Source organism: Streptomyces sp. NPDC085524 (assembly GCF_044541755.1).
Lineage (GTDB): Bacteria > Actinomycetota > Actinomycetes > Streptomycetales > Streptomycetaceae > Streptomyces.
This window is the reverse complement of the sequence record NZ_JBITTH010000016.1, coordinates 186,868-202,308: the sequence shown is the minus strand read 5'-3', so window position 1 is coordinate 202,308 and position 15,441 is coordinate 186,868. Positions and strand designations below refer to the sequence as shown.

General features: G+C 72.6%; 14 protein-coding genes. 8 read left to right on the top strand and 6 right to left on the bottom strand.

Annotation, left to right across the window (positions count from 1 at the left end; translation table 11 throughout):
• Window positions 1–118: 118 nt before the first annotated feature.
• Entirely contained in the window at window positions 119–3,004 is a 2,886-nt protein-coding gene (gene gcvP, locus ACIGFK_RS24905; protein WP_376660909.1) for an aminomethyl-transferring glycine dehydrogenase, read from the top strand.
• A gap of 66 nt (window positions 3,005–3,070) precedes the next feature.
• Here the strand turns inward: gcvP and ACIGFK_RS24900 are convergent, their stop codons facing one another.
• A complete protein-coding gene (locus tag ACIGFK_RS24900) occupies window positions 3,071–3,259 on the bottom strand; it encodes a DUF5999 family protein (RefSeq protein WP_329388107.1) in 189 nt (62 codons plus the stop codon).
• A gap of 261 nt (window positions 3,260–3,520) precedes the next feature.
• Window positions 3,521–4,141 (bottom strand): hypothetical protein, encoded by a 621-nt coding sequence (locus ACIGFK_RS24895; protein ID WP_376658169.1) that lies wholly within the window; start codon window positions 4,139–4,141, stop codon window positions 3,521–3,523.
• Window positions 4,142–4,633: 492 nt separating this feature from the next.
• Here ACIGFK_RS24895 and ACIGFK_RS24890 point away from each other — a divergent pair, with 492 nt between their 5' ends.
• From ACIGFK_RS24890 to ACIGFK_RS24880, 3 genes are all read left to right on the top strand, one after another.
• A complete protein-coding gene (locus ACIGFK_RS24890; protein ID WP_376658170.1) occupies window positions 4,634–6,148 on the top strand; it encodes a glutamate-cysteine ligase family protein in 1,515 nt (504 codons plus the stop codon).
• Between the two features lie 64 nt (window positions 6,149–6,212).
• Window positions 6,213–7,049 (top strand): CPBP family intramembrane glutamic endopeptidase, encoded by an 837-nt coding sequence (locus ACIGFK_RS24885; RefSeq protein ID WP_376658171.1) that lies wholly within the window; start codon window positions 6,213–6,215, stop codon window positions 7,047–7,049.
• A 90-nt stretch (window positions 7,050–7,139) separates the two neighbouring features.
• Complete coding sequence (locus ACIGFK_RS24880) at window positions 7,140–7,838, top strand: hypothetical protein (RefSeq protein WP_376658172.1); 699 nt, start codon at window positions 7,140–7,142, stop codon at window positions 7,836–7,838.
• Window positions 7,839–7,898: 60 nt separating this feature from the next.
• Here the strand turns inward: ACIGFK_RS24880 and ACIGFK_RS24875 are convergent, their stop codons facing one another.
• Window positions 7,899–8,750, bottom strand: a complete 852-nt coding sequence (locus ACIGFK_RS24875; RefSeq protein ID WP_400053631.1) for a PhzF family phenazine biosynthesis protein — start codon at window positions 8,748–8,750, stop codon at window positions 7,899–7,901.
• A gap of 129 nt (window positions 8,751–8,879) precedes the next feature.
• Window positions 8,880–9,770, bottom strand: a complete 891-nt coding sequence (locus ACIGFK_RS24870) for a hypothetical protein (RefSeq protein WP_400053629.1) — start codon at window positions 9,768–9,770, stop codon at window positions 8,880–8,882.
• 177 nt (window positions 9,771–9,947) lie between these two features.
• Between ACIGFK_RS24870 and ACIGFK_RS24865 the strand changes: the two genes are divergently transcribed.
• Window positions 9,948–10,574, top strand: a complete 627-nt coding sequence (locus ACIGFK_RS24865; protein ID WP_376658175.1) for a PadR family transcriptional regulator — start codon at window positions 9,948–9,950, stop codon at window positions 10,572–10,574.
• An 89-nt stretch (window positions 10,575–10,663) separates the two neighbouring features.
• Here the strand turns inward: ACIGFK_RS24865 and ACIGFK_RS24860 are convergent, their stop codons facing one another.
• Window positions 10,664–11,092 (bottom strand): SRPBCC family protein, encoded by a 429-nt coding sequence (locus tag ACIGFK_RS24860; RefSeq protein WP_376658176.1) that lies wholly within the window; start codon window positions 11,090–11,092, stop codon window positions 10,664–10,666.
• Between the two features lie 183 nt (window positions 11,093–11,275).
• On the opposite strand from ACIGFK_RS24860, the gene ACIGFK_RS24855 reads away from it, so the two are divergent.
• Together ACIGFK_RS24855 and ACIGFK_RS24850 are read left to right on the top strand one after the other, a co-directional pair.
• Window positions 11,276–12,235, top strand: a complete 960-nt coding sequence (locus ACIGFK_RS24855) for a DMT family transporter (protein ID WP_376658177.1) — start codon at window positions 11,276–11,278, stop codon at window positions 12,233–12,235.
• A 159-nt stretch (window positions 12,236–12,394) separates the two neighbouring features.
• On the top strand, window positions 12,395–13,378 hold the full coding sequence (locus ACIGFK_RS24850) for a DMT family transporter (protein WP_400053626.1): 984 nt from the start codon (window positions 12,395–12,397) through the stop codon (window positions 13,376–13,378).
• Here the strand turns inward: ACIGFK_RS24850 and ACIGFK_RS24845 are convergent.
• A complete protein-coding gene (locus ACIGFK_RS24845) occupies window positions 13,360–14,034 on the bottom strand; it encodes a pyridoxamine 5'-phosphate oxidase family protein (RefSeq protein ID WP_376658179.1) in 675 nt (224 codons plus the stop codon). The genes ACIGFK_RS24850 and ACIGFK_RS24845 overlap by 19 nt on opposite strands.
• A 37-nt stretch (window positions 14,035–14,071) precedes the next feature.
• Between ACIGFK_RS24845 and ACIGFK_RS24840 the strand changes: the two genes are divergently transcribed.
• Window positions 14,072–15,409: an aminotransferase class I/II-fold pyridoxal phosphate-dependent enzyme gene (locus ACIGFK_RS24840; RefSeq protein WP_386466884.1), complete on the top strand. Its 1,338-nt coding sequence runs from the start codon at window positions 14,072–14,074 to the stop codon at window positions 15,407–15,409.
• Window positions 15,410–15,441: the final 32 nt, after the last annotated feature.

The window sequence follows — 15,441 nt, the reverse complement described above, 5'->3', positions numbered from 1 at the left end:
TCGAGCGACCCTCCAGCGACCGGTGAAACTCTCAGGTTGAGATGACAGAGGGGGAGGCCGTCCGGGTGCCCGCGCCGTGGTGCCCCTCGCAGGTCGTACGACCAGGAGGCCTCCGTACATGACCGCCAACCGCATTCCGCTCTCCCAGCTGGAGCGAGGCATCCCCTTCGAGCAGCGCCACATCGGTCCGGACGCCGAGGCGCAGGCGAAGATGCTCGCTCAGGTGGGCTACGGCTCGCTGGACGAACTGACCGCTGCCGCGGTGCCGGACGTCATCAAGACCGCCGAGGCGCTGAACCTGCCCGAGGCGCGGACCGAGGCCGAGGTGCTGGCCGAGCTGCGTTCGCTCGCCGACCGCAACCAGGTCCTCTCCTCCATGATCGGTCTCGGCTACTACGGGACCTTCACCCCGCCGGTGATCCTCCGCAACGTCATGGAGAACCCGGCCTGGTACACGGCGTACACGCCCTACCAGCCGGAGATCTCGCAGGGCCGCCTCGAGGCGCTCCTGAACTTCCAGACCCTCGTCGCGGACCTCACCGGCCTGCCGACCTCGGGTGCCTCGCTGCTCGACGAGGGCACCGCGGCCGCCGAGGCCATGTCGCTCGCCCGCCGCGTGGGCAAGGTCAAGGGCGGCGTCTTCCTGATCGACGCCGACGCCCTGCCGCAGACCATCGCGGTGATCGAGACCCGCGCCGAGCCGACGGGCGTCGAGGTCGTCGTCGCGGACCTCTCGAACGGCATCCCCGCCGAGATCGCCGAGCGCGGTGTCTTCGGTGTGCTGCTCCAGTACCCGGGTGCCTCCGGCGCCGTACGGGAGATCAAGCCGGTCATCGACCAGGCGCACGAGCTCGGCGCGATCGTCACCGTCTCGGCCGACCTGCTCGCCCTGACCCTGCTGACCTCCCCGGGCGAGCTGGGTGCGGACATCGCCGTCGGCACCACGCAGCGCTTCGGCGTTCCGATGGGCTTCGGCGGACCGCACGCCGGCTACATGGCCGTCCAGGCCAAGCACGCCCGCTCCCTGCCGGGCCGCCTCGTCGGCGTCTCCGTGGACGCGGACGGCAACAAGGCGTACCGCCTGGCGCTGCAGACCCGCGAGCAGCACATCCGCCGCGAGAAGGCCACCAGCAACATCTGCACCGCGCAGGTGCTCCTCGCCGTCATGGCCGCCATGTACGCGGTCTACCACGGCCCGGACGGCCTGCAGACGATCGCCCGCCGCACCCACCGCTACGCGACCCTGCTCGCCGCGGGCCTGACGGCCGGCGGCGTGGAGATCGTGCACGGCGCGTACTTCGACACGATCACCGCCCGCGTCCCGGGCCGTGCCGCCGAGGTCGTCGCCGCCGCCCGCAAGGGCGGGGTCAACCTGCACCAGGCCGACGCGGACCACGTCGCCGTCGCCTGCGACGAGACCACCCTGCGCGCCGACATCGAGGCCGTCTGGGCCGCCTTCGGCGTCAGCGCCGACATCGAGGCCCTGGACGAGACCGCGGCGGACACCCTCCCCGAGGGCCTGCTGCGCTCGGACGCCTTCCTGACCCACCCGGTCTTCCACCAGCACCGCTCCGAGACCGCGATGCTGCGCTACCTGCGCAAGCTCTCGGACAAGGACTACGCGCTGGACCGCGGCATGATCCCGCTGGGCTCCTGCACCATGAAGCTCAACGCGACCACCGAGATGGAGCCGGTGACCTGGCCCGAGTTCGGCCAGCTGCACCCCTTCGCCCCCGTGGAGCAGGCCGAGGGCTACCTCACGCTCATCAACGAGCTGGAGGAACGTCTCTCCGAGGTCACCGGCTACGACAAGGTCTCCATCCAGCCGAACGCCGGTTCGCAGGGTGAGCTCGCCGGTCTGCTGGCCGTGCGCGCCTACCACCGCGCGAACGGCGACGAGCAGCGCACCATCTGCCTCATTCCGTCCTCCGCGCACGGCACCAACGCCGCCAGCGCCGTGATGGCCGGCATGAAGGTCGTCGTCGTCAAGACCGCCGACGACGGCGAGGTGGACGCGGACGACCTGCGCGCCAAGATCGAGCAGTACCGCGACGAGCTCTCCGTGCTGATGATCACCTACCCGTCCACGCACGGTGTGTTCGAGGAGCACGTCGCCGACATCTGCGCCCAGGTGCACGAGGCCGGCGGCCAGGTCTACGTGGACGGCGCGAACCTGAACGCCCTGGTGGGTCTGGCCAAGCCGGGTCACTTCGGCGGCGACGTCTCGCACCTGAACCTGCACAAGACCTTCTGCATCCCGCACGGCGGCGGCGGCCCGGGCGTCGGCCCGGTCGGTGTCCGGGCACACCTGGCCCCGTACCTGCCCAACCACCCGCTGCAGCCGACCGCGGGCCCGGAGACGGGCGTCGGTCCGATCTCGGCCGCGCCGTGGGGTTCCGCGGGCATCCTGCCGATCTCCTGGTCGTACGTGCGCCTCATGGGCGGCGAGGGCCTCAAGCGCGCCACCCAGGTGGCCGTGCTGGGCGCCAACTACATCGCCAAGCGCCTGGAGCCGCACTACCCGGTGCTCTACACCGGGCCGGGCGACCTGGTCGCGCACGAGTGCATCATCGACCTGCGTCCGCTGTCGAAGGAGACGGGGGTCAGCGTCGACGACATCGCGAAGCGCCTGATCGACTACGGCTTCCACGCGCCGACCATGTCCTTCCCGGTCGCCGGCACGCTGATGATCGAGCCGACGGAGTCCGAGGACCTCGCCGAGATCGACCGCTTCTGCGACGCCATGATCGCCATCCGCGGCGAGATCGAGAAGGTCGCTTCCGGCGAGTGGCCGCTCGAGGACAACCCGCTGGCCAACTCCCCGCACACCGCTGCGGCGCTGGGCGGCGAGTGGAACCACCCGTACACCCGTGACGAGGCCGTGTTCCCGGCCGGGGTCTCGGCCGCCGAGAAGTACTGGCCGCCGGTGCGCCGCATCGACGGTGCGTTCGGTGACCGGAACCTGGTGTGCTCCTGCCCGCCGCTGGACGAGTACGACAACTGACCGATGACGAAGGGGCCGGTCCGGGAGAACCTCCCGGACCGGCCCCTTCGCCGTTCCCGATCCGTCCTACGCCACCGCGAGGGGCCGGTGCGGGGCGATGATCTGGCCGTCGGGCAGCAGCTCCCCGGTGTCCTCGAAGAGCAGGACGCCGTTGCACAGCAGGCTCCAGCCCTGCTCCGGGTGGTTGGCCACCGGGCGGGCCGCCTCCCGGTCGGCGGATTCGGCTGACGGGCAGGCTGGCTGGTGCTGGCACATGGATGCGTTCTTTCGCTGCGACGTGGTCTGTGTGCTACGGCTCGATGCGTGATTCATGGCCGTCCCCCTGGATCATCCCCGCACCCGCGGGGAGCGTGTCCTCAGTCTTCCCCCAGGACAGCCGCTTCGCAGGGATTTCCCGCCAGCTGTCCTCACAGATTGATGACGCATCACTCGTGCGGGCGGTTCAGGCCAACTCCCCTGTCATTTCGGATGGTTCGCAGGTGGCCCGGGCGGACTAACCCGAATGGGCCAATCGGGTCAGGCGGCCGGAGCGGCCAGCGTGGGCGGGACCGGCGGCGTCGCGGGGGTGAGCCGGTGGGTCAGCACCGGCAGCAGCTCGGAGACCGGATGCGGCCGGTACGCGGCGATGCCGGGCGGGGCCGGAGCCAGGGGCACCAGGAGGTCCTCGCCCGCGGGCAGACCCGCGGCGGGGTCGGCGCCCACCGCCCCGTGCAGCCACAGGGTCAGCATGTACAGCTCCGGTACGGACAGCAGCCGCGGCTGGTAGCCCTTGCCGAGCGACTCCGCCTGGCGCAGGGCGCGTTCGGTGGCCGCCACGTAGGGGCCCTCGAAGAAGTGGGAGAAGGTCCAGCCGTCCGGGGTCAGACGGGTGTCGGCCGCGGCGACGAAGCGGTCGCCGCTGCGGATGAGGAACCGCCAGCCGGTGAGCCGGGTGCGCGGCGGCCTGCCGCCGGCCGCCAGGGTGGACATGCCCAGCCGGTCGAGGACGTGGACCGGCAGGGGGAGTTCGGCGGTCATCGGCCCTTGGAGCGCGCGCAGGGCGGGAGTGTGCGCCTCGTTGACTGCGGTGGGGGAACCGAGAGCCGCAAGGACACTGCGCAGGGCGGATGCGGGAGCCGGAGGGACGTGCAGCGGCATGGTGGGTCGCCTCTCACTTGGGAGACCTGTGGAAGGGGGAGGTGCGGACGGCGCTGTCGCATTCTGGGGCCAGAGGGGGGCTGAGGGGCAATGGCCGCGCGCCAACTCTCTGCCTCGTTTGCGGAGTTTATACGACATGTGTTCACGCAGTGTTTCGGCTAGCTGTCCCGCCTATTGCCGACAAGGCGCTTACCGGTCCCGCTGACATGGCATTCATGCCGGATGGGCGCGAACATGTCGCGCTGACCTCGGAGGTTACCGGACGGGGGCCCGGCTGAAAAGCGTCGGCAATCCGGAACGGGCAAAGGCGAGGCGGAATTTGCGCAACGCGGCTTGCCAGGTGAATGTGCCGGAGCGCCCTTCGGCCAAACCGGCGCGCGCTCCGCGCAGTGCACGCCCCCCGGGCGTTATGGATCACGCTGCCGGGGCATCATCGACCGTAACGCGCGCCTGGGTGCCCAAGGCCAGGCGCAGTCGAGGAGGGACGCTTCGATGGGGGAGAAGGTCGTGGCGGGCGGATTCGACCTGTCCGATCGGCAGAGGTATCGAAGGAAGCTCCACGAGTGTCTGGAGGGACTGGAGCGACTTCTGGCGGAGGGGAGGTTCGATCGCCCGAAGAACATGATGGGACTGGAGATCGAGTTGAATCTCGCCGGTGCCGACGGGCTGCCGAGAATGGTGAATGCGGAGGTGCTGGAGCGGATTGCGAGCACGGATTTCCAGACCGAACTGGGAATGTTCAACCTGGAGGTCAACGTCCTTCCGCACAGGCTCGGCGGCCGCGTATTCGACCGGCTCGCCGAAGAACTCAGTGCGGGGCTGGGCTACGCCCACCGGCAGGCCGCCGAGATCGATGCCGGGGTGGTGATGATCGGAATTCTGCCGACGATCTCGCGCGGTGACCTGGTCGCCGCCAACCTGTCGGCGGTGGACCGGTACTCGCTGCTGAACGAGCAGATCCTGATGATGCGGGGCGAGGACTTCACGCTCGACATCGAGGGTGTCGAGCGGCTGACCTGGACCTCCGGGTCGATCGTGCCGGAAGCCGCCTGCACCTCCGTACAACTGCACCTCCAGGTGACCCCGGCCCGGTTCTCCGACGTGTGGAACGCCGCACAGGCGGTGGCCGCCGTGCAGATAGCCGTCGGGGCCAACTCACCCTTCCTGTTCGGGCGCGAGCTGTGGCGGGAGTCGCGGCCGCCGCTGTTCACGCAGGCCACCGACACCCGGCCGGTCGAGCTCCAGGCGCAGGGGGTGCGCCCGCGCACCTGGTTCGGGGAGCGGTGGGTGGACTCGGCGTACGAGCTCTTCGCCGAGAACGTCCGCTACTTCCCCTCCCTGCTGCCGATCTGCGACGAGGAGGAACCGCTGCGGGTGCTGGACGAGGGCGGGGTGCCGCGGCTTCAGGAACTCGTCCTGCACAACGGCACGGTCTACCGCTGGAACCGGCCCGTGTACGGGGTCGCGGACGGGGCGCCGCACCTGCGGGTGGAGAACCGGGTGCTGCCGGCCGGGCCCACCGTGGCCGACGTCGTCGCCAACGCCGCCTTCTACTACGGGCTCGTACGCACCCTCGCCGACGATCCGCGCCCGGTGTGGACCAGGCTGCCCTTCGCCGAGGCGGAGGCCAACTTCGACGCGGCCTGCCGGTACGGGATCGAGGCGCGCGTGCGGTGGCCGCGCCGGGGCAGGGCCGGGGGACTGGTGAGCGTACCGGCGGTGCGGCTGGTGCTGGACGAGCTGCTGCCGATGGCGGCGGCCGGGCTGGACGCCTGGGGCATCGAGCCGGCGGACCGGGACCACTACCTCGGCATCATCGAGGAGCGCTGCCGGCGCCGGGTGAACGGGGCGACCTGGCAGGTGGACACCTACCACCAGGCCCTCGCGTCCGGACTGGAACGGGACGAGGCGCTGGCCGCGACCACCCGGCGCTACAGCGAGCTGATGCACAAGGGCGATCCCGTGCACACCTGGCCCGTGGGATTGGGGGGTGCCGGCCCGGCCTGACCGGCCCTGCCGGGCCGCCCCGGGTTCCGTGATCCCGTTCCGCCGCGGAGGAGGCAGTATGGGGATGGTCGGAACAGGGCGGCAGGGACGGGAGTCGGGCGTGCGGGTGGAGCCGGAGCCGGTGGACGTGGAACTGCGCGGAGAGGGGCGGCGCGGCCTCCTGCGGACGGAGACGCTGCTCGTCCTCGCGCTGTCCCTGGGGGCGAGCGCCTTCTCCTCGCTGATCAGCTTCATCGGATCGCTCACCAAGCCCGGCGGGCTCAAGGACCAGGCCGCCACCCTCAACGGCTCCCACGCCCCGGGCCGGCCCTGGCTGGACCTGGCCTGGCAGCTCTTCGGGATCGCGACCGCGCTCGTCCCCGTCCTGCTCGTGGCGCACTTCCTGACGCGCGAGGGCGCGCCCGGGCTGCGGGTGCTCGGCTTCGACCGCACCCGGCCCTGGTGGGACCTGGGCCGGGGCGCGCTCGTCGCGGCCGGGATCGGGAGCGCGGGACTCGCCTTCTACCTGGCGGCGCGGGCGAGCGGCGCCAACCTCACGGTGGTGCCGGAGGCGCTGCCCGACGTGTGGTGGAAGTTCCCCGTGCTGATCCTCTCCGCGGTGCAGAACGCCGTGGTGGAGGAGGTCATCGTGCTGGCCTACCTGCTGCGCAGACTCGGTCAGCTGGGCTGGTCGCCGATGGCCGCGCTGCTCGCCAGCTCGGTGCTGCGCGGCTCGTACCACCTCTACCAGGGCGTCGGCGGCTTCATCGGCAACATGGTGATGGGCGTCGTCTTCGTGCTCGCCTACCGCCGCTGGGGGCGGGTGGGGCCGCTCGTCGTCGCGCACGCCCTGCTCGACATCGTGGCCTTCGGCGGGTACGCGCTCCTCGCCGGCAAGGTGGGCTGGCTGCCGACGCCCTGACCGGGCGCGGGCCACCCGATCGGCCCCGCCGGGAGGGGGCGGGCGCGGCAGCGGTGCGACGCTGAAGGGGGGAGTGAGGAGGCGCGCGCGGTGGCTGTTCTGGACTCCGTGGTGCAGTTCGCGCCGTTCTTCGTGCCGGTGGTCACCGGCCTGGTGGGCGGGATCAGCCTCCTCATCCGCGACCGTCGCGAGGCGCGCAGCAGCGACCACCACTACCGCAGGCGGCTGGAGAAGGCCCAGCTGGAGATCCAGTTCCTCAACGGCTGGATCCAGGCCAAGGAGATGGCACCGACCGACTCACCGGCACCCGACCCGGAGCCGGGCCAGTGGCTGGACGAGTGCTACGCATCGGTGCGGCGGGCCAAGGAGGACACGGGGGGCCGCCACCGGACGGGGCCGGTCACACTGCGGCGCCTCCTGCTGCTGGGGGAGGCGAGCGGCCCGGCGAAGACCGTGCGCGTCGTCTACTGGATCTCCCTCGTCCTGTTCAACGGGGCGCTCGCGTGGTGGGTGAACGCGCTCGTCGCCGGGGTGCCCGGCTTCGCGCACCAGGAGGGCGCCTCCGAGTCCGAGGAGATCGCCTCCTATCTGGGGCTGGCGGGTGTCTTCTTCGTCGTGTCGGCCGTCCTGTGGGTCTGGACGGTGCACCTGGGCGCGGCGGAGCCCGCACAGGTCTACCGCAAGCGGATCGACTCGGCCGCCTGGATCGAGCACGAGGACGAGCGGCGGAAGGCCGCCCGCGCGAAGGCGGAGGCGAAGGCGCGGGCCAAGGCGCGGCCGAAGGGCTGACCGGGCCGGGCAGGTCCCGGCAGCGCAGGGCCGGCCCGTGCCCGTGCCCGTGCCCCGTCGTCACTCCGCGGGTTCGGTCCCCGGCTCCGCGGGCGGGGCCGCGAGGAGCTCCCCGTCGAGGACGGTGACCGCGTGCCCGGTCAGCAGGGTGCGCTCGCCGGCCAGGGTGACCTTGACCAGTCCCTGGCGGGCGCCGCCCTGGAGGCCGGTCAGCTCGTCCCGGCCCAGGCGCTGCGCCCAGAACGGGGCGAGCGCGGTGTGGGCGCTGCCCGTGACCGGGTCCTCGTCGATGCCGAAGGCGGGGAAGAAGCCCCGCGAGACGAAGTCGTACCCGCGGGAGGGGTCCTCGGCGGGCGCGGTGACGATCACCCCGCGCTTGGCGAAGGCCTGCAGTGCGGCGTGGTCCGGCTCCAGCTCGCGCACGGTCTGCTCGTCGGCGAGCTCGATCAGCAGGTCGCCGATGTGCGAGGCGGTGTCGTGCATGGAGAGGATCGGCGCGCCGCCGAGCGCGTGGTCGACCGCGGTCGGCGCCGGGACGGGGGTCAGCGAGGACGTCGGGAAGTCCAGGGTGACGGTGCCGTCCTCGGCGGTCTCGGCGGTGAGGATGCCGCAGCGGGCGGTGAAGCGGATCAGCCCCTTGGCGAGCCCGTTCGCGGCCAGTACGTGTGCCGTGGCGAGCGTGGCGTGCCCGCACATGTCCACCTCGGCGGCCGGGGTGAACCAGCGCAGCGCCCAGTCGGCGTCGCCGCCGGGCGGCAGCGGGTGGGCGAAGGCGGTCTCGGAGAGGTTCATCTCGGAGGCGACCTGCTGGAGCCAGGCGTCCGGCGGGAAGCCGCCGTCGAGGATCAGGACTCCGGCGGGGTTCCCGTGGAAGGGACGGTCGGTGAAGGCGTCGACGATTCGGATGCGCATGTTCCCGACGGTAGGACGGATCCTTGATCACCGACAAAGGCCAATGCGGGGTGACTGGCCTGGTGTCGCGCGGGGCCGGAAGGGCCGGCTCTTCCGGCCCCGGCCGGCCCGGGCCTGGCCCTGCCCCAGCTACCCGGCCTGCTTGCGCAGTACGGCGGTTTCCCCGTCGTCCGGGTCGCCCATGAGTACGAACAGCTCCGGGCGCTGGGCCGTGCCCGCCACCTGCCAGGTCAGCTCCGCGCGTTCGCAGCCGGGGACGGCCAGGGCCACGCCCGCCCGGTCGCCGTACGCCTGTTCCACGGGCTTCCACGTCCCGCGGCCCGAACAGTGGCTCACGACCTCGAACCCGTCGTGGACCGGCAGCCGGCGGACCACCGCCTCGCCCTGCGGGCCGAGTTCCAGGCGGACGTGGTCGCCCGCCCACTCGCCGATGTAGTCGGCGCGCCCGAGGACCGGCGGCTGGTACGCCGGAACATCGACGCCGATGAAGAAGGTGGCGACCACCGCGACCGCGATCGGCGCCACCGCCCGACGACGCACCGTGCCCCTCGGTACCTGGCGCATCCGCGCGAACACCGCCACCACCACGGGCGGCGCCCCTACGGCCGCGATCCAGCCGAACGCGGCCGCGTACGAGGCGTCGGCGAGCAGGGAGAGCGGTACGGCGTACCCGGCCGCGATCAGGGCGGCCGTGGGCGCGGCCCAGTAGGGCGCGGAGACGCGGGTGCGCACGCCCGCGAGGTTCGAGGCCGCCATGACCGGCGTGGTGAAGAGCAGGCTGTGCACGTAGCCCAGGCCGAGCGCGATGAACGGGCCGATGACGCACATGACGAAGAGCCAGAAGAGTACGGCGATTCCGCCGCCGTAACCCCGGCCGTAGGGCTCTCCCGCGAGCGCGGCGAGCTGTGCGTAGAACGCCGCGCAGAGCAGTGCCGCTCCTCCCACGGTCTCGGCGCCCGGTGCGATTCCGCTCCAGGCGTCCGTGGTCCGCCGTCCGGTGGTGCCCCTGCGATTTCCCATGGTGAGAGCCCCCTGCACGCTTGTTGAACGCGTTCAATCGACGTGGACCCTACACCCCTTCGGTGAAGAAGTTTCCGATATATCGTTGACGCATCGCGATCGGTCATCGATAGTAGAGACATCGGAAAACCGATGAACCAGTACGAACCACTACGAAGTGACGGAAGGAGCGCAGTCATGCGTTCACGCGGACAGCACGAACACGGCCACGGCCACGGACATGAGCACGGACGGGGCCACGGCCACTGCGGGCCCGATCGTCGGGAGGAGTTCAGGGGGCTGCGCGCCGCCTTCGGCCCGTTCGGGCCTCCCTTCGGCGGCGGGCCCTTCGGCGGGCGCGGTGGCCGTGGCGGACCGCGCGGCAGGGCCCGGCGCGGTGACGTGCGCGCCTCGATCCTGGCGCTGCTCGCCGACCGGCCGATGCACGGCTACGAGATGATCCAGGAGATCGGCGAGCGCAGCGGCGGGGCGTGGAAGCCCAGCCCCGGCTCGGTCTACCCGACCCTCCAGCTGCTCGAGGACGAGGGACTGATCGTCAGCGAGAGCGAGGGCGGCAAGAAGCTGTTCACGCTCACCGACGCCGGCCGCACCGAGGCCGAATCGGGCCCGGACGCCCCCTGGGAGGATGCCGGGCGCGGCTTCGACTTCGAGGCGATGCACGAGGTCCGGACGGCCGGGGTCGGCCTGATGGAGGCCTTCGGGCAGGTCTTCAAGACCGGCACGCCCGAACAGCGGGAGAAGGCCCTCGCCGTCATCAACGACGCCCGCAAGAAGCTCTACCTCATCCTGGCCGACGAGCACTGACCGGCCGCGCTCCGGGCCCGAGGCCCGGGGTGCACGCAGAGCGCCCCGCGAGTCCTCTCGCGGGGCGCTCCGGCGTTCCGGCGACGGGGTCAGACGACCAGGCCGGCCAGCTTGCGCAGGGACTCGTTCAGCGCGGCGGTCGCCGAGTCCTTGAGCTTGCCGGCCATCAGGGAGACGGCGGCGCCCGTGAACTCGCCGTCGATGCGGACGGTGGTGGCTCCGCCGTCCGGGGTCAGCGTGTACCGGGTCAGCACGGCCACGCCCATCGGCCCCTTGCCGGTGATCGCGAAGACGCGCTCGTCCTCCAGCTCGGAGACGGTCCAGACGACCTCGGCCGGGAAACCCATCATCTTCATGTTCTCGGCGAAGGTGGATCCGACGGCGAGGGTCTCGGGTCCGCCCTTCGGGAAGTTCGTGTGGGTCATGCTCCACTGGCCGTACGCGTCCCAGTCCGTCAGCTGGGACCAGACCTTCGCGGCGGACGCCTCGATGCGTGATTCCGCGGTGACTTCGGCCATGCGACCACCCCTTCTCGTCGGGTACGTGCGGCGGAACGTAGCCCCGGAGGGCGGAACATTCAATACTGACGACCTGTCAGATCTCGGCGGTGTGGGCGGGTGGGCCGGCGGCGGGGGTATCGACTGCGTCTCAACAGGTGTCACGCCCGTGGCGCTCCTGACCGGCCCTGTCATGATGGCCCGATGCAAGCGGCAGGGAAGAACGCCGGACTGGGCCTCGCCCTCGTCTCGGCGGTGGCATTCGGTAGTTCCGGCGTGGCGGCGAAGCCGCTGATCGAGGCGGGTCTGGACCCTCTCCAGATGGTCTGGCTCAGGGTGGCCGGGGCCGCTCTCGTGCTGTCCCCGCTGGCCTGGCGCCACCGCGGTCTGGTGCGGCGCAAACCCGCACTGCTCGCGGGCTTCGGGCTGGTCGCCGTCGCGGGCGTCCAGGCCTTCTACTTCGCTTCGCTGTCCCGGATTCCCGTCGGCGTGGCCCTGCTCCTGGAGTACCTGGGACCGGCGCTGCTGCTCGGCTACATACGCTTCGTCCAGCGCAAGCCCGTGACCAGGGGCGCCGCCGCCGGTGCGGCCGTGGCCGTCGCGGGGCTGGCCTGCGTGGTCGAGATCTGGGCCGGGCTGCGGCTGGACCTGCTCGGCGTGGTCTTCGGCCTCTGCGCAGCCCTGTGCCAGGCCTCGTACTTCATCTTCGCCGACCAGGGTTCCGAGGGGGACGACGCCCCGGACCCGCTCGGGGTGGCGGCGTACGGCCTGGTCGTCGGTGCGCTCGTGATGACCGCCATCGCCCGGCCGTGGGAGATCGACTGGCAGGTGCTGGGCGGGGAGGCGGCCCTCGGTGACACCACGGTGCCCGCCGGGGTGCTGCTCGGCTGGGTGGTGCTGATCGCGACCGTGTTCGCGTACCTGACCGGCGTCGTCTCCGTGCGCAGGCTCTCGCCGCAGATCGCGGGCGTCGTGGCCTTCCTCGAAGCCGTCGTCGCCACCGTGCTGGCCTGGATCCTGCTCGGCGAGCACCTCTCCACCTGGCAGATCGTCGGCGGGGGGCTGGTGCTGGGCGGTGCGTTCATCGCGCAGTCCTCGAGGCCGGCGCCCGCGGAGGCTCCGGCCGAAGCGGTGGTCCTGGACCGCGAGACGACGAGGGCCTAGGGTGACCCGCATGCATTCGACCGTGCTTCCGCCTCCCGCCGCCTAGGCGCGGGCGGCACCTTCACCAACAGAGCGCCCGGGGATCCCCCGGGCCGATGCGCGCTGCCCGCGAAGCGATGACCTGCTTTCCTCATCCTTCACGCATGCGCGGAGATCCACGTGTCGAACCATTCGCCCAATGCCGGGCGCAGCCTGCTGTACCTCGTCATCGCCGGAGCCGCCTGGGGCACCGCCGGGGCGGCCGCTTCCCTCCTCTTCCTGGCCAGTGACCTCGGCCCGCTCTCCCTGTCGTTCTGGCGGTGCGCGGGCGGGCTCGTGGTGCTGCTCGGGGTCCTCGCCGTGCGCGGGCGCCGCCGGGCGGACGACGGGCGGCCACGCCCCTCCAAGGCCTCGCTGATCGGGACCGGGCTGCTGTTCACCCTCTTCCAGGCCGCCTACTTCGCCGCCGTCCGCGAGACAGGCCTCGCCGTCGGCACCGTCGTCACGCTCGGCGCCGGACCGGTGCTCATCGCCCTCGGGGCCCGGTACTGGATGGGTGAGCGGCTCGGCCGCGGCGGCCTGGCCGCGGTCTGCGGGGCGCTGGCCGGACTGGCCGTTCTGGTGCTGGGCAGCGGGGGCGGCGAGGTGCGGCCCCTCGGCGTCGGCTGGGCGCTGCTGTCCGCCGCCGGGTACGCGTCCATGACCCTGCGGGCCCGCTGGCTCGGGCAGCGCGGGGCGAGCGGGGACCCCCTGGTGACCACCGCCTGGTCGGTGGCGGTGGGCGCGGTCGCCCTGCTGCCCCTCGCCTGGGCGGAGGGACTGCTGCCGCACACCGCCGAGCCCGGGCGGGTCCTCTGGCTGCTGGTGTACGTCGCCCTCGTGCCGACGGCGCTCGCGTACGTGCTCTACTTCACCGGCGCGGCCGCGGTGCGGGCCGCGACCGTCTCCGTGATCATGCTGATCGAGCCGGTGAGCGCGGCGGCCATCGCCGTGCTGGTACTGGGCGAGCGGCTGACCGGCGCCGTGGTGCTGGGAACCGTACTGCTGCTGACGGCGGTGGGCGCGCTGATCGCGGCGGAATCCCGCCGTCCGGCGGCCGGGCCCGGACCGGTGGCGGCCGGGCCCGCCGCGGTGCGGGAGCGTCCTCAGAGCGCGGTGATGTAGTCCGGGACGGCGATGCCGGGGGCCAGGTCCGCGGCGGGCACGGGGGCTCCGTACGCCGGTGCGACGGGGACCACGCCCGTCCAGTACGGCAGGTCCAGGTCCTCGGCGTCGTCGTTCGGGCCGCCCGTGCGGAGCTTCGCGGACACCTCGTCCAGGTCCAGGCGGATCACGGCCGTGGCGGCGAGTTCCTTCGCGTTGGCGGGCCGGGAGTCGGCGGAGCGGCCCGGTACGACGTGGTCGACGAGGGCGTCGAGGGCGAGCCGGCGCTCCGCCTCGTCGGTGACCTGGTAGGCGGTGCCGTGCGCCACCACCGAGCGGTAGTTGAGCGAGTGGTGGAAGGCCGAGCGGGCCAGTACCAGGCCGTCGACGTGGGTCACCGTCACGCAGACGGCGAGCCCCGGGTCGGGCTTGCCCGCCGCGAGCAGCGGGCGGGAGCCGGTGGAGCCGTGGATGTAGAGGGCCTCGCCGACGCGGGCGAAGAGCGTGGGCAGGACCACGGGGGCGCCGTCGCGGACGAAGCCGAGGTGGCAGATGTAGGCCTGGTCGAGTATCGAGTGCACCGTCTCGCGGTCGTAGCGAGCCCGGTCCCGGGAGCGTGTGGGCACGGTGCGGTCGGTGGGCTCGTACGCCGTCTCTGTCGCGGGGGTCGTGGTCATCGTGCGCGCTCCGTTGTACTAGTGCATAATTGGCTTTGTGCTAGGAGATTATCGGATCGAAGGACGCCGCGCATCGGATATCGCGGCCAGTGTCGAAGCGGGCGTCGGATCGGGGGCGCTCGCGCCCGGATCGCTGTTGCCGCCGATGCGGGAGCTGGCGGGTGAGCTGGGGGTGAACCCCAACACCGTCGCGGCCGCGTACCGGACGCTGCGCGAGCGCGGGGTCATCGAGACCGACGGGCGGCGCGGCAGCCGGGTACGGGCCCGCCCGTCGAGCGCGCCCCGGGACGCGGCCCCGATGGCGGTGCCTGCGGGCGTACGGGACCTCGGCTCGGGCAACCCGGACGTGTCGCTGCTCCCCGCCCTGGACGGGGCCCTGGCCTCCGCAGCCCGGCGGTACGCGCAGGAGCCGACCCTCTACGGGGAGGATCCGGTGGTGCCGGAGCTCGCGCGCCTGGCCCGGGCGGATCTCGACGCGGACGGGGTGCCCGCCGGGCCGGTGGCGGTGACCTCGGGTGCGCTGGACGGGATCGAGCGGGTGCTGGCCGCGCATCTGCGGCCGGGGGACGCGGTGGCGGTCGAGGACCCGGGGTGGGGGAGCGTGCTGGACCTGGCCGCGGCGCTCGGGCTGCGGGTGCTGCCGGTGGCCGTCGACGACGACGGCCCGCAGACCGACGCGGCGGCACGGGCGCTGGCGGCCGGGGCGCGGGCGCTGGTGGTCACCCCGCGGGCGCAGAACCCGACCGGGGCGGTGCTGGGCGCGGAGCGGGCGGCGGAGCTGCGGGCGCTGCTGGCGGACCACCCGGAGGTGCTGGTGATCGACGACGACCACGGCCACGGCATCGTGGACCGGCCGCTCCATTCCCTGGGCGGGGTGACCCGGCACTGGGCGGTGACGCGGTCCGCGGCCAAGGCGTACGGGCCGGACCTGCGGCTCGCGGTGCTCACGGGTGACGCCGTGACGCTGGACCGGGTGCGCGGGCGGCAGCGGCTTGGCCCGGGGTGGGTGAGCCGGCTGCTCCAGTACGCGGTGGCGGACCTGTGGTCCTCGGGGGCGGTGGACCGTGCGGCGGTGTCCCGCGCCTACGACGAGCGGCGGAACGCGGTGATCGAGGCGCTGCGGCAGCGGGGGGTGCGGGCGCACGGGCGGAGCGGGCTGAACGTCTGGGTGCCCTTGGCAGGGGTCGGCGAGACCGCGGTGGTGGCCGGGCTGCTGGCGGCGGGGTGGGCGGTGGCGCCGGGCTCCCGCTACCGGGTGGAGTCGGGTCCGGGCATCCGCCTCACCGTCTCGGCGCTGTCGGTGGCGGACGCCCCGGCCCTGGCGGACGCGGTCGCCGCAGCGGTCCGCCCGTCGGGGGGCGGCCGGTCGGTCTGACCGCGGGGCACGGCCCCGTCGGGTCCGGGGAC